This window comes from Herminiimonas contaminans (genome assembly GCF_015645465.1).
Lineage (GTDB): Bacteria > Pseudomonadota > Gammaproteobacteria > Burkholderiales > Burkholderiaceae_D > Oxalicibacterium > Oxalicibacterium contaminans.
Genome location: NZ_JADOEL010000017.1, coordinates 15,368 through 40,718 on the forward strand (window position 1 = coordinate 15,368; position 25,351 = coordinate 40,718).

General features: G+C 52.6%; 22 protein-coding genes. 12 read left to right on the forward strand and 10 right to left on the reverse strand.

Annotation, left to right across the window (positions count from 1 at the left end):
- Positions 1-125: 125 nt before the first annotated feature.
- The gene (locus IXC47_RS16440; protein ID WP_195876364.1) at positions 126-614 is read left to right on the forward strand and encodes an isochorismatase family protein; all 489 of its coding nucleotides are present in this window, start codon (positions 126-128) and stop codon (positions 612-614) included.
- Between the two features lie 841 nt (positions 615-1,455).
- Positions 1,456-3,297, forward strand: a complete 1,842-nt coding sequence (locus IXC47_RS16445; RefSeq protein WP_217703461.1) for a 3'-5' exonuclease — start codon at positions 1,456-1,458, stop codon at positions 3,295-3,297.
- Positions 3,298-3,389: 92 nt separating this feature from the next.
- Here IXC47_RS16445 and IXC47_RS16450 read toward each other — a convergent pair whose 3' ends face one another.
- The 5 genes from IXC47_RS16450 to IXC47_RS16470 form a co-directional block, all read right to left on the reverse strand.
- Positions 3,390-4,040: a response regulator gene (locus IXC47_RS16450; RefSeq protein WP_195876365.1), complete on the reverse strand. Its 651-nt coding sequence runs from the start codon at positions 4,038-4,040 to the stop codon at positions 3,390-3,392.
- Between the two features lie 26 nt (positions 4,041-4,066).
- The gene (locus IXC47_RS16455; RefSeq protein WP_195876366.1) at positions 4,067-4,558 is read right to left on the reverse strand and encodes an Hpt domain-containing protein; all 492 of its coding nucleotides are present in this window, start codon (positions 4,556-4,558) and stop codon (positions 4,067-4,069) included.
- 4 nt (positions 4,559-4,562) lie between these two features.
- Entirely contained in the window at positions 4,563-7,205 is a 2,643-nt protein-coding gene (locus IXC47_RS16460) for a response regulator (protein ID WP_195876367.1), read from the reverse strand.
- Positions 7,206-7,912: 707 nt separating this feature from the next.
- Positions 7,913-9,115: an NO-inducible flavohemoprotein gene (hmpA, locus tag IXC47_RS16465; RefSeq protein WP_195876368.1), complete on the reverse strand. Its 1,203-nt coding sequence runs from the start codon at positions 9,113-9,115 to the stop codon at positions 7,913-7,915.
- Positions 9,116-9,201: 86 nt separating this feature from the next.
- Positions 9,202-9,660, reverse strand: a complete 459-nt coding sequence (locus IXC47_RS16470; protein WP_195876369.1) for an RrF2 family transcriptional regulator — start codon at positions 9,658-9,660, stop codon at positions 9,202-9,204.
- Positions 9,661-9,825: 165 nt separating this feature from the next.
- Between IXC47_RS16470 and IXC47_RS16475 the strand changes: the two genes are divergently transcribed.
- On the forward strand, positions 9,826-10,086 hold the full coding sequence (locus IXC47_RS16475; RefSeq protein WP_175626169.1) for a hypothetical protein: 261 nt from the start codon (positions 9,826-9,828) through the stop codon (positions 10,084-10,086).
- A gap of 53 nt (positions 10,087-10,139) precedes the next feature.
- On the opposite strand, the gene IXC47_RS16480 is transcribed toward IXC47_RS16475, so the two are convergent.
- Positions 10,140-10,520: a YkvA family protein gene (locus IXC47_RS16480; protein WP_195876370.1), complete on the reverse strand. Its 381-nt coding sequence runs from the start codon at positions 10,518-10,520 to the stop codon at positions 10,140-10,142.
- 133 nt (positions 10,521-10,653) lie between these two features.
- On the opposite strand from IXC47_RS16480, the gene IXC47_RS16485 reads away from it, so the two are divergent.
- Complete coding sequence (locus IXC47_RS16485; RefSeq protein ID WP_175626167.1) at positions 10,654-11,571, forward strand: 5'-nucleotidase; 918 nt, start codon at positions 10,654-10,656, stop codon at positions 11,569-11,571.
- 448 nt (positions 11,572-12,019) lie between these two features.
- Here the strand turns inward: IXC47_RS16485 and IXC47_RS16490 are convergent, their stop codons facing one another.
- Positions 12,020-14,332, reverse strand: coding sequence for an NADP-dependent malic enzyme (locus tag IXC47_RS16490; protein ID WP_175626166.1), 2,313 nt, complete (start codon positions 14,330-14,332; stop codon positions 12,020-12,022).
- Positions 14,333-14,668: 336 nt separating this feature from the next.
- On the opposite strand from IXC47_RS16490, the gene IXC47_RS16495 reads away from it, so the two are divergent.
- The 4 genes from IXC47_RS16495 (at position 14,669) to IXC47_RS16510 (ending at position 17,993) form a co-directional block, all read left to right on the forward strand.
- Positions 14,669-15,874: an FAD-dependent oxidoreductase gene (locus tag IXC47_RS16495; RefSeq protein WP_195876371.1), complete on the forward strand. Its 1,206-nt coding sequence runs from the start codon at positions 14,669-14,671 to the stop codon at positions 15,872-15,874.
- A gap of 120 nt (positions 15,875-15,994) precedes the next feature.
- A complete protein-coding gene (gene thiL / locus IXC47_RS16500; protein WP_195876372.1) occupies positions 15,995-16,963 on the forward strand; it encodes a thiamine-phosphate kinase in 969 nt (322 codons plus the stop codon).
- The gene (locus IXC47_RS16505; RefSeq protein WP_175626163.1) at positions 16,960-17,484 is read left to right on the forward strand and encodes a phosphatidylglycerophosphatase A family protein; all 525 of its coding nucleotides are present in this window, start codon (positions 16,960-16,962) and stop codon (positions 17,482-17,484) included. Before thiL ends, IXC47_RS16505 begins: the two co-directional genes overlap by 4 nt.
- 14 nt (positions 17,485-17,498) lie before the next feature.
- Entirely contained in the window at positions 17,499-17,993 is a 495-nt protein-coding gene (locus IXC47_RS16510; RefSeq protein WP_195876373.1) for a CinA family protein, read from the forward strand.
- A gap of 5 nt (positions 17,994-17,998) precedes the next feature.
- Here IXC47_RS16510 and pyrF read toward each other — a convergent pair whose 3' ends face one another.
- Positions 17,999-18,814: an orotidine-5'-phosphate decarboxylase gene (gene pyrF / locus IXC47_RS16515; RefSeq protein WP_175626831.1), complete on the reverse strand. Its 816-nt coding sequence runs from the start codon at positions 18,812-18,814 to the stop codon at positions 17,999-18,001.
- A 59-nt stretch (positions 18,815-18,873) separates the two neighbouring features.
- Here pyrF and IXC47_RS16520 point away from each other — a divergent pair, with 59 nt between their 5' ends.
- Genes IXC47_RS16520 through IXC47_RS16535 form a run of 4 tightly spaced genes read left to right on the forward strand, consistent with a single transcriptional unit; the run spans position 18,874 to position 21,753 of the window.
- On the forward strand, positions 18,874-19,764 hold the full coding sequence (locus IXC47_RS16520; RefSeq protein ID WP_175626161.1) for a DMT family transporter: 891 nt from the start codon (positions 18,874-18,876) through the stop codon (positions 19,762-19,764).
- Between the two features lie 54 nt (positions 19,765-19,818).
- Positions 19,819-20,415 carry a LemA family protein gene (locus tag IXC47_RS16525; RefSeq protein ID WP_175626160.1) on the forward strand — a complete coding sequence of 199 codons (597 nt, stop codon included), beginning with the start codon at positions 19,819-19,821 and terminating at the stop codon, positions 20,413-20,415.
- 13 nt (positions 20,416-20,428) lie between these two features.
- On the forward strand, positions 20,429-21,253 hold the full coding sequence (locus tag IXC47_RS16530) for a TPM domain-containing protein (RefSeq protein ID WP_195876374.1): 825 nt from the start codon (positions 20,429-20,431) through the stop codon (positions 21,251-21,253).
- Positions 21,253-21,753, forward strand: coding sequence for a TPM domain-containing protein (locus tag IXC47_RS16535; protein WP_175626158.1), 501 nt, complete (start codon positions 21,253-21,255; stop codon positions 21,751-21,753). Before IXC47_RS16530 ends, IXC47_RS16535 begins: the two co-directional genes overlap by 1 nt.
- Before the next feature lie 67 nt (positions 21,754-21,820).
- On the opposite strand, the gene ggt is transcribed toward IXC47_RS16535, so the two are convergent.
- Positions 21,821-23,422 carry a gamma-glutamyltransferase gene (ggt, locus tag IXC47_RS16540; RefSeq protein ID WP_230089622.1) on the reverse strand — a complete coding sequence of 534 codons (1,602 nt, stop codon included), beginning with the start codon at positions 23,420-23,422 and terminating at the stop codon, positions 21,821-21,823.
- A gap of 434 nt (positions 23,423-23,856) precedes the next feature.
- Positions 23,857-25,284 (reverse strand): D-alanyl-D-alanine carboxypeptidase/D-alanyl-D-alanine endopeptidase, encoded by a 1,428-nt coding sequence (gene dacB / locus IXC47_RS16545; protein WP_195876375.1) that lies wholly within the window; start codon positions 25,282-25,284, stop codon positions 23,857-23,859.
- Positions 25,285-25,351 lie beyond the last annotated feature (67 nt).

The following is a 25,351-nucleotide window of genomic DNA, read 5'->3' on the forward strand; positions in this document are numbered from 1 at the left end:
TTGGCCCAATTTTAACTAAATTAGTTATTTGGGCCTATTTTCTGATTGTTCTCGCTTAACCAAAATATAGGCAATCTAAGGCAGTTTAAAAATTAGGCAGCATCTAACGTATAAAAGGAAACTCAATGAAAGCAGCATTAATAGTGATTGATATTCAGAATGACTACTTTTCTGGCGGTGCATTCACCTTGGAAAATGCCGATGGCGCATGTAAAGGTGCCGTCGAAGCAATTGAGCAAGCGAAGCGCGACGGATGGCTAGTCATTGGGGTTCAGCACATCAGTACAAACGATGCACCTCTATTCAAACCCAATACCGACGGTGTAAAAATCCATGGCGCTATTTCTGTCGCATTGGCCGATGCTCCAATCGTTGTAAAAAAAGAGGCCGACAGCTTCTTCGAAACCAATTTGGAACAACTCATACGCGACGCAGGCATTACCGATATTTATCTCACTGGCATGATGACTCAGCATTGCGTGACCCACACTGCCCTGTCTCCGCAATCAAGCGGCATGACCGTTCACATCATCGCAAAAGGCTGTGCGGCCCCCACTCAAGCACTCAGTGACTTGGCCTTGCAAGGTTTGAGCGCAAGATGCAAGGTCGAGTAACAATAGTAAAAACAAACTCTTACTGGATGACCTGCGGAACTAGGGCGACGCAATAACAAAAATTACCCGTGGCTTTTTCGGTGTAGATGTCCGCTATTGGCCGATAGCAGACGGCCATAACTCGCATAGGAAGCCTTCGCCGCCGCTAAACTCAGGGAATGTCTTAAATAGTTAGTCGACTTCAAACCGCTAGGTTGTCGCCATCAACCGAGGAATTTCTGAACATTCAGTGGATGAAAAGATTCCCTCGGACAGTAAGTAAAACGCTCACCGCGGACGTTTTGGTATCCGAACCGATTCCTTTTGTTCTTCGCAAACGCGAGATAGAAAATTGAAAGATAGAGTTTTATATAAAAGAGAAGTGCAATTGCTTAAATCTGTTGTGTATTAAAAAAACTACAAGTCAAAAAAATTATTTGATCAACTAATGTCTTTTTTGGGCCGGAAAGCGAAGCCCAGAAAACCTGAATTTTTTGCATCCACGCTTGCATCCATCCTCAGAATGAAAACATAAAAACACATATGAAATAAGGTTTTCAGACGATTATTCGATTCCGGCTCTCGCACCAATAAGTCATATCAAAAACCCGTTTGTCTTCTGACATAACGGGTTTTTTGTTATTCAAGTCATTCTGCATTCTGCATATTGCATAATGACTCCAGCCCTCCTGAACCACACTTCAGTTCCGACATTAGCGCGCATCGATAAGCGACATGCTTATCTCCTCATAGAACAAAGCTTTCAGATCAAGCGCACTAAAACAAAAGTGCGGATAGAAGTAAATCTACAAAACCTCGTTTCCAAATAGTAATATGCGATGAAACATCTATAGGTGTAGCCATGGCCACTCTCATCCCTGCAATCGGTGCGTGTAAGTCCCGCATGACTAGCGGCGAAAAACGTTTGGCCGAACGCTTAGAAGAAAAGCTTGAGGACGATTACCTGTGCTGGTATGACGTATCGATCGGCGAGAAGACGCGGCACCCGGATTTCGTTATCTTTCATCCCAGTCGTGGCTTGCTGGTAATCGAGGTCAAGGATTGGAAACTCACGTCCATCCAGAGCATAGACAAACAAAGCGTTGTTCTTCACACCGACCATGGCATCAAACATGAATTGAATCCGCTAGAGCAAGCGCGACAATACATGTATGTCATAACCAATAAACTCGAACGTGATCCACAGTTAATTTGGCCAAACGGATCGTTAAAAGGAAAGCCAGCCTTCCCTTATGGGCATGGCGTGGCATTGACCAACATTGACCGTAAGCAGTTCGATGATCACAACATGGAGAATGTGCTACCGGCACATCTTGTCATTTGCAAAGACGAAATGACACAAAGTGTTGACGCCGAAGAATTTCAAAAACGCCTGTGGGATATGTTCCCGTACAAGTTTGCACGCACACTTTCGTTGCCCCAAATCGACCGCGTGCGCTGGCACATGTTTCCAGAAATTCGCATCCCTGCACAGGCGGATATATTTTCAGACAACAGCCAAAAAGAAATTGAAATCCCAGATGTATTGCGCGTCATGGATATCCAGCAGGAACAACTGGCACGTAGCCTAGGCGAAGGACATCGTGTCATTCATGGAGTAGCCGGATCAGGTAAGACACTAATCCTAGGCTACCGAGCAGAACATCTGGCAAAAATGTGCCAACGCCCCATACTCGTACTTTGCTATAACAAGACGCTGGCGGCCAAGCTTGCCAGCACTATGGCGACCAAGGGATTACAGAACAAAGTCAATGTCGTCAATTTTCATGCCTGGTGTGTGAGGCAATTAAAAGCTTATAACGTAGGCATGCCACCAAATAATACCGATATGGATGGCTTCTTCGAAGCTTGTATCGAAAAAGTTATTCGATCCGTCGATCAAAAGTTGATCCCGTCAGCTCAATATGATGCTGTGCTTATCGATGAAGGACATGACTTTAGAGCAGAATGGCTCAAATTGGTGGTACAGATGATTCATCCTGATACGAATTCATTGCTGGTGTTATATGACGATGCACAATCGATTTATAACGGCCCCAAGAAATTACGTTTCTCGTTTTCCAGCGTTGGGGTACAGGCTAAAGGCCGTACAACCATACTCAAATTAAATTATCGTAACACCGCTGAAATCCTGGCAGTCGCGCGTGCCTTCGCCGACGACTTGCTCTCCACGAAAGACACTGAAGAAGATCAAATGCCAACGGTACAACCCATGAGCACAGGGCGACATGGACCGAAGCCATTACTCATTAAGTTTCCGAAATTGAGCGCTGAGATTGAGCACTTGGCCGAAAGACTAATCAACGCCAACAAAACGGGAATGCCCTGGAGTCAGATGGCAGTAATTTATCGAAATTACGGCATCGGCAAGGAAGTAAGTCAGGCACTTAACCGCAAAGGTATTCCCTTCGAATGGCAACAAGACAAGAATAAAAAATTCGACCTAAATCACGAGAGTGTAAAAATCGTGACTATGCACAGCAGCAAAGGATTGGAGTTTCCATTAGTTTGCATTCCCGCTGTCGGAACCACTACAAAGCACGTAGAACCAGAAGAAGACGAGGCACGATTGCTTTATGTAGCGATGACACGAGCAACACATGAGTTAGTAATGACATATGGAGAAGATTCAATGATTACAGGGAAGATGCAAAGGGCAATGACGACCTTAAATTTCATTTGATATCTAATCTGGCCTAAAGTCTGAGACAAATAAAATCGCTCCTACTTTGCAAGAGCGATTTTATTTTTGAGTGGCAATATTCAGATTAATGCTCACTGAAACAAGCCCGTCTCCAGACAAAACGCAATCAACTCCTGATCCGTCTTCACATTCAGCTTGTGCATGGCGGCGATTTTCTGACCACTGACAGTCTTGATACTGCGATTCAAATGCAAGGCCACCTGCATGATGGGCTTGCCCTGTATGAAGTAGCGCAAGACTTCAAACTCCTTGGGCGACAGGCTGTTAATCCTCTCACCGATGAACTTGGTGCGTTCATTCGCCTTGCTATCCTTTTGAAAACCGGGCGGGAAGTATTTACGCCCGAGTCGCAGTATATGCAAGGCGGCGATGAATTCAGCCGGATCGTCACTCTTCCTGACAACTGCATACACACCGGCATCGTAAAGTGCAGAGATGATCATCGGATTGGACATCATGGTCACGATCAGTATCTTGGTTTGCGGGAAATGCCTGATCAGATACTTGATCAGACGTATGCCATCGCCATAGACATCATCGCCCGGCATCGAGTAATCAGTAATGAATATCTCGGCTGGATTCTCGCGCGCCAGTGCTATCAAGGCACTGGAACTGGACACCGCACCTGTCAGTTCAAAACTGGTGTCTTTTTCCACTAGGTCTCGTAATCCCATCAAAATCAAAGGATGGTCATCAGCAATAATGACGGTCTGTTTTTTCATAACAATAATCACCTACTATGGTTAAATTAAATCGTGTGTTGCCACTGCACCATGCGCATTAAATCCTGCGCCAGTTCCTTGATGTCTTTTTTCAGTTCATCTTCCATACCTAGCAAGCCCCCTGTTCTTCCTAACAATTCACATCGTTGCGCAAACTCCGTCATGCCGACGGCAACCAATGCACCATGCATACGGTGCAACATGCTCAGCACCGCCCTTGTGCGATCTTCTTGCAATGCCTGATTCAAAATACCCAGGTCTTCTTCCATGGTTTGTACAAAGACCTCACGGTATCTGGCGGGCACTTCCACATAAAATTGCGGTGTGTATATAAGTTCTTTGGTATTTCCCATCGCCTTCCTGCAAGCTGCATCCCTTCTCTGCTGATTTCTTTTACGTATGCGAGAGAGCACATAGGCAAATCCGGACAACAGCAAGGCAATCGCCGCGCATAACAATAGCCAGAACTTGTCACTGGAAAAGTTCCCATACGAACTGAATTGAATTGCAATCGACATACTCTTATCCTTGTATGCTTTGCAGCTCAGCTTGCAGAACAGCGATAGACAGGGGCTTGGTCAACACCCTGTTCATGCCGACCGCCAGACAACGTTGCTCATCTTCCGGAATCGCATTGGCGGTAATGCCAAAGATAGGTTTGCGATATTCCATCTTGCGCAAACGCTCAGTCAGTTCATAACCATCAACCACGGGCATATTTACATCAGTCAATATGATGTCGAACTCCATCAGGTCTGCACGATCCAGCGCTTCGCGCCCGTTGCCGGCAAACTCGACTTCGCAACCCAGATGCGACAGTTGCTCTTTCAAAATCATGCGGTTAATGGGGTTGTCTTCCACCGTCAGTATGCGTAGCTCCATAGGCGCAGCCTGCGGCTCCACTTCCGTGGTTTCTATGACATCGTGCAGACGCTGCACGCGATCGATTGCTTTTGCGATCGCCCGCACGCTGTAGATATGTACCAACTGCGATTTATTCTTCGCATCATCATCCAGCGATGATCCGGGCAGCTTTGCTACGATGCGTGGCCCGCTCCATGCAATCCCGCCCTGTTTCCTGGATGACGCGATATCCAGCAGGATGGCTTTACCGTCGTCCTGATGCAGCGCCTTGTCATAGCGTATGGCAGCGCCTCCCCACGCTGCCAACCAGCCACATATGTTTGCAGACAGATCGCGGAAACCTGAGTGCACGTATAGCTTTACATCATCAAGAACCGGCACATCTTGCGATACAGCACTCTTGTTGATCGGTAGCGACAAGGTCAAAGAGAAGATGCTGCCCACCCCGGGCTGACTGGTCGCATCCATAGTGCCACCCAGGATTTGGGCAAAGCGCCAGCAAATCGATAAGCCCAGGCCTGTGCCATTTTTCAGCAAGGCATCCTGCTCGACCTGATAGAACGGTTCAAATATATGCACCAGATCTTCTGAGGCTATGCCACGCCCGGTGTCTTCCACCCGTATGGCCAGCGTCACCATGTCATCCGTTGTAGCCAGCAACTCTGACCGGACGACGACGCGCCCTGTTTGGGTAAACTTGATGGCGTTGGTCATCAGGTTGTTGAGTATCTGCTTGACCCGTATCACGTCACCGATCAAGGCATCCGGTATGCGGGGGTCAGGCAGGCTGTAGATATCCAGCGATTTACGTTCCGCCCGCGCGGCATAGACCGCGACCACTTCCTCGACCAGCGCCACGGGTGAGAACGAGCTTGCTTCAAGCTTTACCTGACCAGCTTCTATCCTCGAAATATCGAGCGTATCGCTCACCACATTCAAAAGAATCGACGACGACTGTTGCATCGCGTTCAGATACATCCTTTGCTGGTTCGTCACCGTAGTCATGGAAAACAATTCCAGTGCACCCAACATGCCATACAAAGGTGTACGCAATTCGTGGCTCATCGTGGTAAGAAAAATCGTCTTGGCCGTATTCGCTTCATCGGCACTGATCTTTGCCTGCAGCAATGACGTCTCTATCCGTTTATGTGCTGTTATATCAATGAAAGCACATAGCAAGACTTCCTCACCACGGTAACGCGTAGGTGCTATCGTCAGGTAGACGTCGCGGCCATCACGCAAAATCATTTCCCTGTCTTTGTCGCCGTAAGGATTAGTCAGTACCTTCGCTTGCCAGTCCTCCTCACCGTCCAGCCAGCTACGCGTCAATTCATTCGCCAGGGCCACGCTGCCGTTTTCACGCCGCAATACACACAGAGCCACCGGCGCGGTTTCTATCATGGTCTGGCTAAAGGAAGCCATATCCAGCAAGGCATCGTATTGCTTGGTCGCTGGAACAATCAGGTAATCACGGATATAGCGCATACCGAGGAATACTGCCGCTATGAGCAAGGCACAAAGAAGCAGCGCAAGCTGGATAGCCACTCTGCCGTCGTATAGCAAGTGACCTATGGGTATGTAATAGACTAAATTCCAGCCCGCTTCGCCTACCCGTTTGTTAAGTGCCATGTAGTCGGGCCAAAAATTATTGCCGTACAAACCGAAGGCATCTTGCTGAAAGCTTTTCCTGAATTGCTCCGGCATTTCCAACTGAGGCACGCTCTGCAGAACTGCGTCCTGATTCTGATCCAGCAAGACATAGCTGCTGCCATGGATACTGGGGAATTCAATCCCGCTATCTATGCTGTGCAACTCCAGCCCTAACCAGCCAGCTGCAGGTTGCCTAGGATCCAGCAGGCTGAATATATAAAGACTGTCACGCATTTTTCCGGACACATCCAGCCACACCATTTTTTGCACTTGCGACTTATCAGCGGCAAGCTCTACCTTCATCAATTCCTGCTCTATCAGTTTCGCTTGCTGTGGATTCACAATTGCATCCGGGCTCTCGGCAGGCCAGATAGAAGTGGTCTTTATGCCCTGCCGCGGCAAGAAATGAATCAGACGTGTATACGCCGAGCTGATTGCGTGCAGGTCACGCTTGGTAAGCAGTAAAGCCCAGCTGCTTGCAGGATCTCCGCTTGGTAGCGGCGCAGCCATCACGCCATCACCTTTCATTTCAGCATAGAGATGTAGGGATGGTGAAGATGCAGGTATACGTATCGCGGAATTCTTAAGAGAGCGCAATAATTCTTCACGCTGATCGAAATAAATCTGCGCACTATAGGCAGCAGCATTCATCTGCCGCCGGTGGACAGATACCAGGTTACTGAAGTGCCAGTACAAGAACAGCGCTGTACCGGCGACTATACAAAGCAACAACGCTAACGCTAAAAATTTCAGGAGTGCCGCCGGCGCACCAGGTGCCAACGACGGATAATTGTCACTCCCTTTTTTCCTCTTATTTGTCATTGAGATCAGTCTAGGGAGAATAAACTTGATACGTACCAAGATTAGTCTTGATCGACTACTACGTCCCAATTAACGGAGAATGATCGTTCGATTATTTGCGCATCCGTTAACGCTTTTGCATCTTCATTGCCATATTCAAATTCCCGTACGACATTTTCAGTACAAACGTGCAGACCATCGTCATATTTCTAAACGCGTGACATCTGTAATCTGAAAACATTTATGCGGCATGCGCACTGACTATGCATATGCAAACGAGCAGCGCGAGCAATGGAAAGAACATCGATGCAGCATCGATGAGGTGAAATGCAGGAAGAGTGATGGAGCGCGGACAGAAATGAAGTAAGAACTTGCGCCAGCTACAGACAAGCAATTCAGCAGAGTTTTTAAGTCGCTACCAGTACGACTGGACGCAACATCCAACAGCATGCGTGTAGAAGTGACACAGCCAGCGGGGCTAGCGCTGGCTGTGCCTATCATGCTCACCATCCGGCACGCTTATGAGCACGCACCGGATGACGACCAGATACCCGTCATCAGATTAGATGATCCAGCATGTCCGGACCAAAGACTTCACGATGCAAGTTCTTGACCGGCACACCAGAAGCTACCAGATCCGCCCATTGTGTTTGCATGAAAGGCAAAGGACCGCACATATACACTTTGGTATTGGCAACATCCCATTGCGGTAGTTTCTTCAGCTGCATACGACCCGGCAAAGCATGTGCACTGCTTTGTTCAGCGGCCTCTTCTTCATAGAAGGTCACGCTCTGCAGATTAGGCATCAGCGCCGCTGCTTTTGCAATATCTGCACGATGCGGATGATGACTTGCATTGCGTGCGGCATGCGCAAAGATCACACGTCTTTGTGGCGCCACATAAGCAATGCGGTTCAACGCCGAAATCATAGGCGTGATGCCGACGCCTGCCGACAACAGAACAATAGGCTCTTCGCTATCGGTATCCGGTGTGAAGTCACCGAATGGCTTGCTGACCGACAGCACGCTGCCCACTTGTACATGGTCGTGCAACCAATTGGAAACCATACCGGCGGGTGTTTCCTTGCCAGCGACTTCGCGCTTGACCGAGATGCGCAAGTGGCGATGATCCGGCGCATCCGACAAGCTGTACTGACGTAGCTGGCGCAGACCATGCGACAGGTGCACTGCCACGCTGACATACTGGCCTGGACGGAATGCAGGTGTAGTGCTGCCATCCTTGGGTACCAGCGTGAACGATTTGACCTGCTCGCTTTCCTGTTCGACTGCCGTGACGTTCATCTCGAACAGATCACCCGGGTTCACACCAGCAGCAGCATACAGACGGCTTTCTTCGTCGATCAGCGCTTGTGCCAGGATGCCATAGGCTTCTGCCCACGCCGCGATAAGTTCTGGCGTGGCGGCATCGCCCAGCACTTGCTTGATCGCGCCCAGCAAATGCTCGCCGACTATCGGATAGTGCGCAGCAGTCACGCCCAGCGACACATGCTTATGCACGATGCGCGAGATAACAGGTGCCAACGCGGAAGGGTTATCGATGTTGGCAGCATAGGCAAATACGGCAGAAGCCAGCGACTGCTGCTGCGCACCGTTAGCCTGGTTGCCAGCATTAAAAATATTGTGCAGCTGCGGGTGTGAGATAAACAGGTTTTTGTAAAAGGCCTGGGTAATGGCCAAACCATGTTCACGCAGGACAGGAACACTGGCGTCTATATAAGGACGGGATGCTGCAGACAACATAATCACTCCTATGATGCATTTAAAATGCAACTTTAAACTTATTAAAAAGGGCCCGATCCAGGCCCGACCATACCAACCAATTCAACTTATGCGATAGCTGCGCGATCCATCAGGAAATTGCGATGCATCATGACGATGTGCTCACCCGTATTACCGGAAACAATATCGGCCAGCGTGTACTCATCCATCGCATTGTAGAAAGCATCAACACCTATCTTCAAGGCATTGCGCAAACGACAATCCCCAGAAAGACGGCAGCCTATCCCTTCACAATCGATGGCTTCGTCATCACCTTCCAGCACGCGCAGGATGCTGCCTATATGCAGCGACTCCGGACTGGCAGCCAGACTGATACCGCCGTTACGTCCACGCACAGCATCTATCCAGCCCATCTTTGCCATCATGCCAACTACTTTGACCAGATGGTTATGCGGCACATCGAACTGCATCGCGACCTCTGCCACTGTAACCGACGGGCTGCGCGACTCCCGTGCCAAATACATCAGCACTCGCAATCCTATGTCCGAAAACCGGGTCAGTTTCATAAGCTATCGCTCTCCAGTGATACACATTCTATTAAATATGCATATTGAACGCAACATATTTGATTCCCTGACGTCGTTTCCTTGCCGCAGCGCAGCAGCGAAAACCGCTCATCAGCAAATATCCGGATGCTAGAATGCAGACACATCTGTCAATAGGGAAACATCATGTTGCTAGGCTTCATTGGGCTCTTCATTGTGTACGCGTTATCGCATTACTGGATCACAATCGAACGGCGCGACTTTTTCGCGACCGTCCTCGTCATCGTCCTGCCTTTCGTCGGTGTTTACTACCTCGGCTGGATGGCTTTGCTGTACTGCGTACTGGCGGCATATCTCGGTACCAAAGCAGGCCTTAAAAAACTGCATCGCACCCGTACCTTGCGCGTCTCGTTTTACGAAGACGGCGAAGACAAACCACAACAGTAAATTCTTCAAAGAGAGCGGTACGCCTACCGCTCTCACTTCAGGCATATGGCCGGCTACTGCGCCAACCAGCGCCAGCACAAATAAGCTAGCAAGCACCATACCAGCACGATCAGCGCACCGCCTATATAGCTCTTGGGCTTGCGTGCGTATTTGGTAATCCACTCCTCCGCCTGCACCCGACATTGCTGCAACACCTGCGGTGGCAACAGGCGCAAAGCCAGCCAAATCAAACCGGGCACCAGCAATACGTCGTCCAGATAACCGAGGATAGGAATAAAGTCGGGGATCAGGTCGATAGGACTCAGTGCATACGCCACTGCAATCACGCATACCGCTTTCGCCATGAAGGGCGTATCCGGATGCTTGCGGGCGAACCATAAAACGATGATATCGCTCTTGATACGTCTCGCCCATTTCCTGATGGTTGCCAGCATTGCGCTCTCAGATAAAGGTTCAGCAGGTGTAGCAAGCAGGAATGTTTATAATGATCCCGACCTGAACCTGCAAAGTAATCCCGCAATTATGCCCTTTGCACACCATTCCTGATACCTGGAAGAAAAGCCCTACATGCCCGTTTCACTAGACCGCCTGCTGGTAGTTGGAATCTCATCCCGCGCACTCTTTGACCTCGAAGTCGAAGAAGCCATCTTTCGCACCCAGGGCCTGGAAGCCTATCGCCAGCACCAGCTCGACAATGAAGGAGAAATCCTCAAGCTGGGTGCCGGTTTTGCGCTGGTGCGTGCACTACTGAAACTCAATGCGCTGGCTCCCGGCCAACGCTTCGTTGAAGTCGTCATCATGTCGCGCAACTCGACCGAGACCTCGATGCGCATCTTCAACTCGATCAAACACTACGATCTCGACATCACCAGAGCCGTTCTGTCCGGTGGTGCATCGCTAGCCCCTTATCTGCACGCCTTCAACGTCAGCCTGTTCCTGTCGCTGCATGAAGATGACGTACAGGCGGCGATCGATTCAGGTACCGCGGCTGCGCTGCTGTATCAAAAACCGGCAAACGCCTTTGAAGAGCTGGATCAAATCCGCATCGCCTTCGACGGTGATGCCGTCATCTTCTCCGACGAATCGGAACGCATCTACCAAACCCAGGGCATAGAAGCGTTTGAGAACCATGAACGCGAAAATGCATTGAGGCCTTTGCCAGAAGGCCCGTTTGCGCGTCTGCTCAAAGCCTTGTCCTTCATCCAGAACAGCTTCAAGAACTCGAGCGCACACAAAGCACCAATACGCACTGCTTTGGTGACTGCACGCTCGTCCCCGGCGCATGAGCGCGTCATCCGCACCTTGCGCGCATGGGACGTTACCATCGATGAAACCTTCTTCATGGGTGGCGTTTCCAAGTCCGATGTATTGGCGGCATTCAAACCGCATATGTTCTTCGACGACCAGCCCGGGCATTGCGATCGGGCTTCGCCGCTGGTGCAGACAGGGCGAGTGCCCTTAAAGGCTGAAGTTAAAGACAGCTAAATTCCTTCAATAAAAGCGACCGCGTCGTTCACACAGAGGCCGTGGTTGTGATCCACTGTGACGATGCCGTTTGTGCGGGACAGAAAATGGAAAAAGAAGTGGATGTGTTTGAGGTGTAGCAGGGAATTCGCGGAACACTGTTCCGCGCCTGCGTAACGGTATCCGCTTGCAAGCGGATACGCGCCCTGCAAGGGTAGCGAGTTTCGTCCACTTCCCATTTTTTCTCCTGCACAAACGGGGACCTCGCAGGGGCAGCGGCGCCGTGGTCGCCTTTCTTTGCTTACTTTCTTTGGCGAAGCAAAGAAAGTGAGTGGCCGCCGGGCCACCCCCGGCAACCCAACACTGATCGAAGAAAATACCGCACCAGCAACACTAAACGAAATCAGACAAGCAATAAAAAAAGCCGCCCTGCCTAAAGCAAGAGCGGCTTTTTTATAAGAGCTACAGCTTAGCGTTCAGCCACCGAATCTGCCACACACAAAGCCGTCATATTAACAATCCGACGTACAGTAGCCGACGGCGTCAAAATATGAACAGGCTTCTCGCAACCCAGCAAGATAGGACCAATCGCAACGCCATTGCCAACAGTCGTCTTCAACAGGTTGTAAGTAATATTAGCCGCATCAATATTAGGCAAGATCAGCAGATTAGCATCACCCTTCAAAGTCGAGTCCGGCATAGCCGTTTTCAGCTGTGAAGAATTCAATGCGAGATCACCATGCATCTCGCCATCGATTTCGAGGTCAGGCGCACGTTCGCGTACCAGTTGCAAAGTCTTGCGCATTTTTTGTGCAGACTCGCTATTGCTGGAACCGAAGTTCGAGTGCGACAACAGCGCAGCACGTGGCGCCAGGCCGAAGCGACGCATTTCTTCTGCAGCCAGGATAGTGATCTCCGCCAGCTGTTCTGCAGTCGGATTTTCATTGACGTGTGTGTCTACGATAAACAATTGGCGATCCGACAGAATCAGGCAATTCATCGCGGCATAGACATTCACACCGGCACGTTTGCCCAGCACCTGATCCACATAGTGCAGGTGCAGGTCATTGGTACCGAAGGTGCCGCAGATCATGCCGTCCGCATATTTCTTGTGAATAGCCATCGCGCCGATCAGCGTGTGACGACGACGCATTTCCAGCTTCGCGTATTGCTCGGTCACACCTTTGCGCATGGTCATCGCCAGGTAGGTTTGCCAGAAGTCGCGATAGCGATCATCGTGTTCCGGATTGATGATGGTGAAGTCCACGTCCGGTTTGATACGCAAACCAAAGCGTTCGATACGCTGCGCCAGCACTGCAGGACGACCGATCAGGATAGGGCGCGCGAGTTTTTCATCGACCACGACCTGCACCGCACGCAATACGCGCTCTTCTTCCGCTTCCGCATACACGATGCGTTTCAGCTCTGGCGGTGTCGCCTTCGCAATCTGGAAGATAGGCTTCATGAAGGTGCCGCTGCGATACACGAATTGCTGCAGGCGATCCGCGTAGGCTTCCATGTCGGTGATAGGACGTGCTGCCACACCGCACTCTTCCGCTGCTTTCGCAACCGCCATCGCGATCTTGATCATCAGGCGCGGGTCGAACGGCATCGGAATGATGTAATCCGGGCCGAAGCTCAGATTGTGGATACCGTATGTCGTCGCAACGATGTCCGATTGCTCGGCTTGCGCCAGTTGTGCAATCGCGTGCACCGCTGCGATTTCCATTTCCCGTGTAATCGTGGTGGCACCGCAATCCAATGCGCCGCGGAAAATGTACGGGAAGCACAGGACGTTGTTAACCTGGTTCGGGAAGTCGGAACGACCGGTTGCGATGACGGCGTCATCACGCACTGCACGGACTTCATCCGGCAGGATTTCCGGTGTCGGGTTCGCCAATGCAAGAATCACAGGACGCTTGGCCATCGCCGCCACCATCGCTGGTTTCAATACGCCGCCAGCCGACAGGCCGAGGAAGATATCCGCATCAACAATGACTTCACCCAGGGTGCGGGCATCGGTTTTCTGTGCAAATTTTTCCTTGTCCGGATCCATTAGTTCAACGCGACCCTGATACACGACGCCAGCCAGATCGGTGACGAAAATGTGTTCACGCGGGAAGCCGAGGTCTACCATCAGGTCCAGGCAAGCCAGCGCGGCAGCACCTGCGCCAGAGACCACCAGTTTCGCTTTTTTTACATCCTTGCCGACCACTTTCAGGCCGTTCAGGATAGCGGCTGCCACAATGATCGCGGTGCCGTGCTGATCGTCATGGAAGACCGGAATCTTCATGCGCTCGCGCAGTGTGCGTTCGATGTAGAAACATTCAGGTGCTTTGATGTCTTCGAGGTTGATACCGCCGAAGGTCGGCTCCAGCGATGCGATGATGTCGCACAGCTTGTCCGGATCAGTTTCATTGATTTCGATATCGAAGACGTCGATACCGGCAAACTTCTTGAACAGTACGCCCTTGCCTTCCATCACTGGCTTGGCAGCTGCAGGACCGATGTTACCCAGGCCCAGCACGGCGGTACCGTTGGTAATGACAGCAACCAGATTGCCGCGTGCGGTGTAGCGATAAGAGTCGGCCGGATTAACGGCGATTTCTTCGCAAGCGACTGCCACGCCCGGCGTATAAGCCAGGGCCAGATCGCGCTGATTCGTTACTTGTTTGGTCGGAGTGACGCTGATTTTTCCTGGAGTCGGGAACTCGTGATACTCGAGTGCGGCTTGACGTAACTGAAGGCGGAGTTCTTCTTTTTTATCGGTGTTCGAATCCATACTAAGCAGCCATCCTTTTTATATGCGGAAGCAATTCATTCTAGCAGAGCCGGAAGACGGTAATTTGTTTTTCTACGGGTTTCTACTGAGTCTCAAAAAAATTAAAAATGCCGGCAAATGAATGAACATTGCCAGCACATCTGGGATTTTAGATGATATTTAAAATTAATAACAATAAGCAATGCATGCATGATTCAAGGCAAATAATAAGGTGTCGCTAATTGCTGCAAATTAAATGCAGCTTAAAAACCGGCTTTTGAGTAAACTGCGGCAATTGGATATCCGCGCGATATCAAGTACTGTCACGCATTACATTTTTTAGGCATAAGGATAAATATGAAACCGATCATCATTATCGGAGCAGGACTGGCTGGTTACACCGTTGCACGCGAATTCCGCAAACTGGATAAAACCACTCCCCTAATCATGATCACGGCAGACAGCGGCGGCTTCTACTCCAAACCTATGCTGTCGAATGCCTTTGCCCACGGCAAGCAAGCAGAACAAATGATTACGCACAGCGCGACGCAAATGGCCGAGCAGCTGAATGCGACCATCCAGGCCAACACGCATGTCACCGCCATCGATGCCGCGGCCAAAACAGTCACTACTGACGCTGGCGTGTTTGAATATGAAAAGCTGGTACTGGCCAACGGCGCACAAGCAATACACCTCGGCCTGAAGGGCGAAGCGGCCGACCAGGTACTGTCGGTCAATCACGTCGACGACTATGCGAAATTCCGCGCGCATATCAATGCACCGAAAAATGCCCAACCAGTGCGCGTCACCATCCTCGGCGCAGGCCTGATCGGCTGCGAATTTGCTGATGACCTGGCAGGTGCTGGTCACAGCGTGACTCTGGTAGATCCTAGCGCGCGTCCGCTGGCCGCACTGGCGGCTCCAGCCTTGTCCGCCAAACTGCAAACTGCACTGGGTGCCCGTGGCGTTACCTTCCACCTGAATACCGTCGCCGAAAGCGTGGCTCATGGCGACAATGATTTGCAAGTATCGCTGGCCGACGGCAACACGGTAGCCGCCGATGTCGTACTGTCTGCAGTCGGATTGCGCCCTGACCTGCGCCTCGCGCACGCAGCCCAGCTGAAGACCAATCGCGGCATCATCATCGATACCTACGGTCAGACCAGTGCAGCAGATATCTACGCGCTGGGCGATTGCGCCGAATACACTTCGTTGACAGATGGCAGCACCCATACCCTGCCCTACATCACACCTATCATGACGGCCGGTCGCGCCATCGCCAAAACATTGACAGGCGAAAAGACCGTGATTGACCTGAAGCCGTCGCCAGTGCTGATCAAGACCCCTAGCTATCCACTGGCACTGATTCCGCCAGCACCGCATATCGTTGCGAACGGAAGCTGGCAGGATGAAACCACCGAAACCGGCCGTTGCATCAGCCGCTTCTACGATGCCAACGGTGTACTCGCTGGTTTTGGCGTATCGCCGCATGACAATGCGATCCGGCAAGAATTGCTGGCTGGCCTCGGTCACCCTGCCAGCTCTCCGACAGCCGCCAGCTAATCACGGCGGCCACAGGCCGGGTCACATAAAAGCGCAGCTTGCCATCACCGGAAGCTGCGTTTTTTCTTATCAAATGCACTCCCATACGAAGAGCCGCACCGCATTCTGTACAATGACAGCATGTTGTCCGAATTCGATCTCATTGCGCGCTACTTCGTGCGCCCTGGCCACCCCAAAAACCGAGCTACGCTGGGCATAGGGGATGATTGCGCTTTGCTGGCGCAGCAAGACGGCATGCAAATGGCCATCTCTTCCGACATGCTGGTGGAAGGACGTCATTTCTTTGTTGGGGCCGATCCGCGCAAGCTGGGCCATAAGTCACTGGCGGTGAATCTGTCCGACCTGGCCGCGATGGGAGCAGAGCCGACTGCCTTCACACTCGCCTTCTCCCTGCCGAGCGCAGAAGAAAAATGGCTGGCTGAATTTTCACGTGGCTTGTTTGAACTGGCCGATGCACACGGTTGTGAACTGATAGGCGGCGATACCACCAAAGGCCCGCTGAACATTTGCATCACCGTATTTGGCACAACCCCGACCGGTGAAGCATTGCGCCGCGATACCGCGCAGGCAGGTGACGATATCTGGGTCTCCGGTTCACTTGGCGATGCGCGCCTGGCACTCGGCGCGTTGTACAAGGAATACGAACTGGACGCGAAAGTCCTGGCCAAAGCTGAAGGTCGCCTGCACACACCGCAACCGCGTGTAGCGCTCGGTCTGGCACTGCGCGGCATTGCGCACTCGGCACTGGATGTCTCCGACGGCCTGATCGGTGACCTCGGCCATATCCTGAAAAAATCTGGCGTCGGTGCCACCCTGCACGTCGATGACCTACCGGCAGGTCCCATGCTGCAAAAGCAGTCACAGGACATGCGTCGCCGCTTTACGCTGGCAGGTGGCGACGACTACGAATTGTGCTTTACAGCACCAGTCTCCAAACGCGAAGCTGTATTGGGCGCGGCAATGGCCGCCGATACCGTGGTCACCCGCATAGGTAGCATAGAAGCTGCTCCCGGCTTGCGCCTGCTGGACCAGGCTGGTCGGCCACTGGATCTCAATATCACATCCTTCGACCACTTCGCTTCCCCATGAACGCATCCGAACCCGGCATCGTAAACAAATCCGTCAAATCCAATTCCAGTTTCATGCTGGCGCATCCGGCCCACATCATTGCGCAAGGCTTCGGCAGCGGCTTATCGAAAATCATGCCGGGTACCTTCGGCACTTTATTCGGCTGGCTCTCTTTCAATGTATTGAGCGCACGCTGGCCGCTGTTCTTTACGCCATCCACCTGGTGGCTGGTGATCATAGGCGGCTTCATCGTCGGCGTCTGGGCATGCGCCAAAACCGGCCGCGACCTTGGCGTCTCCGATCACGGCAGCATGGTGTGGGATGAAGTGATTGCTTTCTGGCTGGTACTACTTTTTATTACGCCTGCCAGTTTGTGGATGCAGTTCTATGCCTTCCTCTGCTTCCGTTTTTTTGACATGGTCAAACCGCCGCCTATCGCTTACTTCGACAAGCGCTTCAAAGGTGGTTTCGGCGTCATGTTCGACGACATCGTGGCGGCGTTTTTCACGCTGTTGGTGTTCGCCATCTGGCGCTCTTTCTGAGACAAGGAGCTGGCATGCAAAACCTGATAGAACTGGCGACCGAGGTCGGGCAACGTTTGAAGGAACTCGGACTGATGCTGGCGACCGCTGAGTCGTGTACCGGCGGCGGCGTGGCACAGGCAATTACTGAAATTGCCGGTTCATCGGATTGGTTTGAATGCGGCTTCGTGACGTATTCGAATGAAGCCAAGATCGCCATGCTGAAAGTGCCGGAAGAAGTACTGGCACGTCATGGCGCAGTCAGCAATGAAACCGCGCAGGCGATGGCACAGGGAGCGATCGCAAATAGCCGCGCCACCATCGCACTCTCCACTACCGGCATAGCCGGACCGGGTGGCGGCGTTCCGGGCAAGCCGGTCGGCATGGTGTGCTTTGGCTGGGCTTGGGGTGACGAAGTGCATGTCGATCACATGCTATTCAGTGGTGACCGCCACGCGGTACGTGAGCAAAGCGTTGAGCATGCCTTGCAGGGCTTGCTCAATTTCCTCGCGACAAATACTGCCAAGTAAACAGCTTAAGCGCTGTAACGGTTAATGGCGTCACGCGTATCCAGCGCAACCTGACGCGCAGCCTGCGCAAACGTCTCATCAGCTTTCGCATAGAGTATGGCACGCGATGAATTAATCATCATGCCGGTGCCATACGCGGTACGTCCGGCTTCCACCGTCGCCTTAATGTCACCACCCTGCGCACCGATGCCTGGAATTAGCAAAGGCATATCACCGACCAGCGAGCGCACCTGCGCCAACTCATTCGGGAAGGTCGCACCGACCACCAGTGCGCACTGACCGTTGGTATTCCATTTATCTGCAACCAGATGCGCGACGTGCTGATACAAAGGTTTCCCGTCTACATTCAGGAACTGCAAATCGGAACCACCCGCATTCGAGGTACGGCACAGCACGATCACGCCGCGATCCGGACGCTCCAGGTAAGGCTGTACCGAATCAAAGCCCATGTACGGGTTCACCGTCACCGCATCCGCACCGTAGCGATCAAACGCTTCGCGCGCATATTGCTCGGCAGTCGCACCTATATCGCCACGCTTGGCATCCAGCACGATAGGGATATGCGGATAACGTTCACGCAGGTAGCTGCAGATCTCTTCCAGCTGGTCTTCCGCACGCAAGGCTGCAAAATAGGCAATTTGCGGCTTGAAGGCGCAGGCGGTATCTGCGGTTGCATCGATGATTTCTTTGCAAAATGTCAGGATGGCATCAGGTTTACCCTGCAAATGGGCCGGAAATTTGGCCAAATCAGGGTCCAAACCTATGCAAAGTTGGGTTTTCTGGCTTTGCCAGACGGCGGATAATTTTTCGATGAAGGTCACGGCGGTATCTTTCTGTTTCAAACAATCCGTATTGTAACGCGCCATGTTATCGTGCCGGCATGACATCGCTTTCCCGTAAAGACTGGCTATTGCTGGTTCTCCTGACTGTATGCTGGGGCATCAACTGGCCCATCATGAAAATCGGCGTACAGTTTTTCCCGCCTATCGCCTTCCGTTCACTGTGCATGCTGGGCTCTATCCCGATTCTTTGGCTGGCGGTACGCTCGCAAGGCATTTCCTTAAAAATTCCCCAGGGCGACCTGGGAACCATTTTCAAGCTGACCTTCCCTAATGTGGTCATGTGGAATGTCTGCATCATCGTCGGCGTCAAAATGCTGTCGTCCGGTCGTGCCGCCATCCTCGGTTATACGATGCCGATCTGGGCGGTGCTGTGCGGCCTGATATTTTTCCGCGACAACATCACCCGCGCGGGCTGGTGTGGCATCGCACTGGCACTCAGCGGCGCGCTATTATTACTATCCAGTGAATTTGTGAATATCGCCGGACAACCGATGGGTAGCATACTGGCGCTGATCGCCGCTGCGTCCTGGGGTTTTGGCACCGTATTGATGAAGCGCACGCGCCTGGGCATCGCGTCCATCGCGCTGACCTTCTGGATGATTTTGCTGGGAGCGCTGTGTCTGGCGGTGATTTCCGCCGTGCTCGAATACGATGCATGGCGCATGCCTGATATGCGCGAATTCCTGGCAATTGCGTATAACGCGGTACTGGTATTCGGTTTTGGCCAGGTAGTCTGGTTCTCGCTGGCGCGCAGCTTGCCGCCGATTGCATCCAGCCTGTCGGTGATGCTGATCCCGGTGCTGGGCGTGTTCTCCGGCATGTGGGTCTTGCAGGAAACACCGCACTGGCAGGATTATGCAGCCATGTTGCTGATACTGGCTGCGATGAGCACGGTACTATTGAAACCACGCAGCAAGAGCATCACATAAGCAGGCATCAAGTACTACCAACGGATTTTTGTAAGCTATACAAGGAGGAATCAAATGACCAAATTATTTAAATGGATGGCTATCGCACTGCTGGCCTCTACCCTGAGCGCCTGCGGCTATAACGACTTCCAGAGCAAGGACGAATCCGTCAAAGCGGCCTGGGGTGAAGTCGTCAACCAATACCAACGCCGCGCCGACCTGATCCCCAACCTGGTGAATACCGTCAAAGGCTACGCGACGCATGAACGCGAAACCTTTGAAGCCGTGACCAAGGCACGTGCTGCCGCCACTAGCTTCCAGATCACACCGGAAGTCCTGAACAATCCGGAAGCCTTCAGCAAATTCCAGCAAGTACAAGGCGAGTTGTCGTCCGCGCTGTCACGCCTGATGGCAGTATCGGAAAACTATCCGCAACTGAAAGCCGATACCGCATTCCGTGACCTGCAATCGCAGCTGGAAGGCACCGAGAACCGCATCACGGTGGCACGTCAGCGCTACATCGTTGCAGTACAGGATTACAACATCCTGGCACGCAGCTTCCCGACCAATATCACTGCCAAAGTATTTGGCTATCCGGTCAAACCGTCATTCACAGTAGAGAATGAAAAGGCGATCTCTGCACCGCCAGCTGTGAATTTCGACAAGAAGTAAGACCTGAGCGTCCATGAAAATCCTGCGCACCTTACTGGCCTGTACGCTCGCACTATTTTGCGTACTGGCCGGTGCCCAGAACCTGGTACCGGTACCGCCGCTCAAGGAGCGCGTGACCGACCTGGCCGGCATGCTGAATGCCCAACAGCGCGCTACGCTGGAAAATGTCCTGGCCGAGTATGAAACGCGTACCGGTAACCAGATCGCGATCCTGCTGCTGAAAAGCACTGAGCCGGAAGGCATAGAGCAATACAGCATACGCGTCGCGGATGCATGGAAGCTGGGACGCAAAGGCGTAGATGATGGCGTGCTCTTGCTGGTCGCCAAGGACAACTCGGCGGCTTCCGGTCGCCTGCGCATAGAAACCGGGCGCGGCGTACAAGGCGTGCTGACCGATGCGCAATCCAAACGCGTCTTGCAGGATGTGATTGCACCGCATTTCCGTCAGGGTGATTTCTACGGCGGCCTGGCATCCGGTGTTTCCGTCATTACCAGTTTGCTGGACAAGGAAGCCTTTCCCGAACCAGCGAAACGCGGCCAGGCAACGGCACAGGATGAAGCCTTTACCTGGGGTCCGTTCATCTTCTTTGCCATCCTGATCATCATCATGATGACGCGCAGCCGTGGTGGTCGCGGCCCGCGTGCACATAGCAGCAATGGCGACTGGGGCAATTCGGCTGGCGTCATCCTTGGCACTGCGATCGGCAATGAACTGGGGCGTCGCTCTGGTGGCGGCTTCGGTGGTTTTGGTGGTGGCGGCGGCGGTTTTGGCGGCGGTGGTGGATTCTCGGGCGGTGGCGGCGGTTTTGATGGCGGTGGCGCCTCGGGGAATTGGTAATGAATAAATTTTCACGCGCACTGCGCCACCTCAGTACTACCCGTTACAGCGGCAAGAAAGCTTTTCCCTGCGCGACCCTGACTGCCATACAGAAAGCGATCGCGTCTGGCGAAACCGTACATCGTGCCGAGATACGCCTGATCGTCGAACCTTCACTGGAGTTTTCTGCCATTGTGGCGGGTATCAGTTCGCGCGAACGCGCACATGAATTGTTTTCGCAATACCGCATCTGGGATACCGAAGAAAACTCAGGCATTCTGATCTACATAGACCTCGCCGATCATCAGGTAGAGATCGTGGCTGACCGCGGCATCTCACGTGTGATTCCGCAGCATCACTGGCATGCGGTCTGTAAAACCATGACCAGCGGTTTTGCCAGGGGCGAATACCATGACAGCGTCATCGCCGGGATACAGCAACTGAACGCAGCGCTGCAAGAACACTTCCCTGAAAACGGCGCGCAAGCAAATCAGTTATCGAACAAACCCATACTGCTTTGATTTTTACGCAGGCATAAAAAAACCGACCGCTTTTAAACGGTCGGTTTTTTATTGCGTCACTACCTGATTAATAACCTGCAGCTACACCATCGCCGCGTGGGTCAGTCGCACCGTAGCGCACTTTGGTAGCCGGATCGATCCAGATCGCACCCGCATGTCCCATGGTGTCGGTGTAGTCTTCCACCACATTGATAGGATGGCCGCGTTTCTTCAACTCATCGGTCACTGCCAATGGGGTACGACCTTCTATCTTCAGATCATTCGAAACAGCGCCCCAGGTGCGGCCATGCAACCAGCGTGGGCCGTTGATCGCATCTTGTGGTGTCATACCGAAGTCGACGATGCGGGTGACGATCGCTGCCTGGGTCTGAGGCTGACCTTCACCGCCCATGGTGCCGTACACCAGCAATGGCTTGCCATCTTTCAGCAACATTGCAGGATTCAGCGTGTGGAAAGTGCGCTTGCCTGGTGCCAGATGATTGATGTGCTGTTTATCCAGCGAGAAGAAGCTGCCGCGGTTTTGCAACAGCACGCCTGTACCTTCAGGCACGATGCCCGAACCAAAGTCGTGATACACACTCTGGATCAGCGACACTGCATTGCCATCCTTGTCGACTACGCCGAGCCAGATCGTATCGCCCTTAGGATCGAGTGGCTTGACTGCAGTCGCAGCGGTGGCCATCTGGATGCGTTTGGCCTGATCGATACCATGCTGTTTGGACAGCAGGAAGTCGAGCGGAATCTTCACGAATTCAGGATCGGTCAAATACCGGTCGCGGTCGGCAAACGCTTCCTTGGTCGCTTCGATGATCAGGTGGTAGTAATCAGCACTACCTTCACCGAGTTTCTTGACGTCGAAGTTGTTCAGGACGTTCAGGATTTCCAGTGACGCCATGCCTTGTGTATTCGGCGGCAGGTTGTATGCCATCGTATCGCGGTACGGCACTTTCAAAGGTGTGACCCAATTCGCCTTGTGGTTAGCGAAGTCCTTCAGCGTCAGCAAGCCACCGTTGCGCTGCAGTTCATCCACGATCTTCTTGGCGATAGGGCCTTGGTAGAAAGCTTTCGCGCCATCCTTTGCGATCATGCGCAAGGTAGCGGCCAGCTCTGGCTGCTTGAGCACTTCGCCGACCTGGTACACACTGCCATCCGCTTTCAGATAGGTTTTCTTGAAGCCTGCGAAGCGTTGCAGATTGCGGAATTCCTGGTCAGCCGGATTGACGTTGATCTGCGCCCATTTGGTCAGCGACGGTGTGACTGCGAAGCCATCTTGCGCATAGCCAATAGCGCTATCCATCAGTTGCGACCAGTTCAGTTTGCTGCCCATGCTTTGCTTGCCGTAACGGTAAGCCTCATCCCAGCCTGATATCACCCCAGGAACCGTATTAGCGGCCAGATAACCGCGTGCCGGAATCTTGCTCAGGCCTTTTTGTTTGTAGAAATCGATAGTAGCTTTTTCACCAGCGCGACCACTCGCATTCAATGCGCGCATTTCGCCGGTCTTGGCGTTATGGATCAGCCAGAAGTTATCGCCGCCTATCGTCGTCATCTGCGGATAGACCACGGCCAGCGTCGCGGCAGCCGCAATCGCCGCATCGATGGCATTACCGCCATCGCGCAAGACCTTGAGGCCTGCCTGTGTCGCCAGATAATTGGACGTGGTGACCATGCCCTGGGTAGTAGCAGGATTCACACAACGTGAAGGTGTGTCGCAGTATTTGCCGGTGATGTCGAATGCGCCTGCGCTGGTGGTCGCCAGACCCAGCATGATGGCACCGGCCAGGCGTGCAGAACGGAACGGCAATGGGATTTTGCTCATAGTCTCTTCTCCTTAGCATAGGCTTGTATAGCCAAAAATTATTTTTTTATTATCAAAACAAAATCTGGCACATTTGTGACATGTCAGATTTGATGCAGACGATATCATCAAAATATAAAAATTGGGTAGGGATTTTTGACAACTGTTAAATATTTTTTGATGATTGCCGAACAGCAATTTTCGAAGGACCAAACACTGTTGAAGGCAGCCCTCTTCCAGTGACAAAAAATAAAAAGGGCGTCTGATGAGGCGCCCTTTTGGATGGCTGGTGTAACGATGCGGCATCAGCCGTTTTCGTATATCCACTGCAGCAAGGCATCATGCGCCGCCTGCCCGTTCGCAGCATTCGGATGATTGATAATGCACACCACTGCATAGCGTTTGCCGGATGCCGCCAGCACATAACCGGCGATCGCACGCACATCGTTCAGCGTACCGGTCTTGATATGCGCACGCCCTGCCACTGTCTGTTTGGTCAGGCGCTTGCGCATGGTGCCGTCATAACCAACCAAGGGCAGCGACGACATGAATTCCGGCATAGTCGGTGACTGGAAAGTACTGACCAGCATACGCCCCATCACACCGACCGGGATACGCTCGGTACGCGACAAACCCGAACCATTTTCGATCACGACTTGCGAGGTATCCATGCCCTTGTTCGCCAGCCAGGTCTTGACCACACGTGCACCACGTTCCGGCGATGCCGGTACTTTCAGCACGTCGGCCGCCACCGTCAACAGCAGTTGGCGCGCCATCACGTTATTGCTGTACTTGTTAATATCGCGTATCACTTCCGGCAAGCTGGTCGACTGCCACTCGGTCACCAGACGCGCGCTTGGTGGTACCTGGCCGTTATTCACTGCACCGTTGAAGACGCCGCCGACATCCGTCCACAGTTGACGGAACACCACGCCGAAATATTCGCTATGGCTCATCAGGTAAGGATGCAAATACCAGGTCTTTTCACCACAGGCCGCAGAATAGCTGCCCGCGAAATTCGTGCTGACCCGTCCCATGGTCGGCATCAGCTTGCCCTGCCAGTCTACGCACGGGCCATTCGTCAATGCGGGTGCCATCACTGGATAGGTGGCGACCGGTGGATCTACGCTGATATCGACCTGGTTACGCGCCGGATTCGGCAGGAAGTGGAAGGCAAAGACTTTGTAGTTCAACAGCAGTGCATCCGGCCCTGCGTTGTATGGCTTTAAAGGGTCGCCATCGAACTGCGCCGCGTCATATGGCATCTCTTCAAAGATGCTGCGATCCAGGATCAGGTTGCCGCGTATCTCGCGTATGCCGGATGCGCGTATCTTGCGCAGGAATTGCCAGAAATTTTCGGTCACCAGCTTGGGATCGCCGCTACCCTTGATAATCAGGTCGCCATCCAGCACATCGCCGTTCAGCGTGCCGGTCATATATGCTTGCGTCTTCCAGTTGAAAGTCGGCCCCAGCAATTCAAGTGCCGCATCGCTGGTCACCAACTTCATGGTCGAGGCTGGATTAAAGCCAGCCGTTTCATTCACTGCTATCCACGGCGCCTGCCCGGACACCTCCTGCACGTATGTACCTACTGCGCTCTGCGGTATCGCGCTGCGCTTCAGTGCATCACTAACGACGGGAGGCAAGCCCTGCGCAGCGTATGACGCCAGCGGAGCGGCAGCAAAGGAAAAAATCAGGGTCAGGGCAAGTGGCAGGCGTGATGTAATTCGCATAGTCTGGAGTGTGAGGTGAGCTCGTGATTATTACATGCCAGACAGATACCTACACGCACAGTTCCAT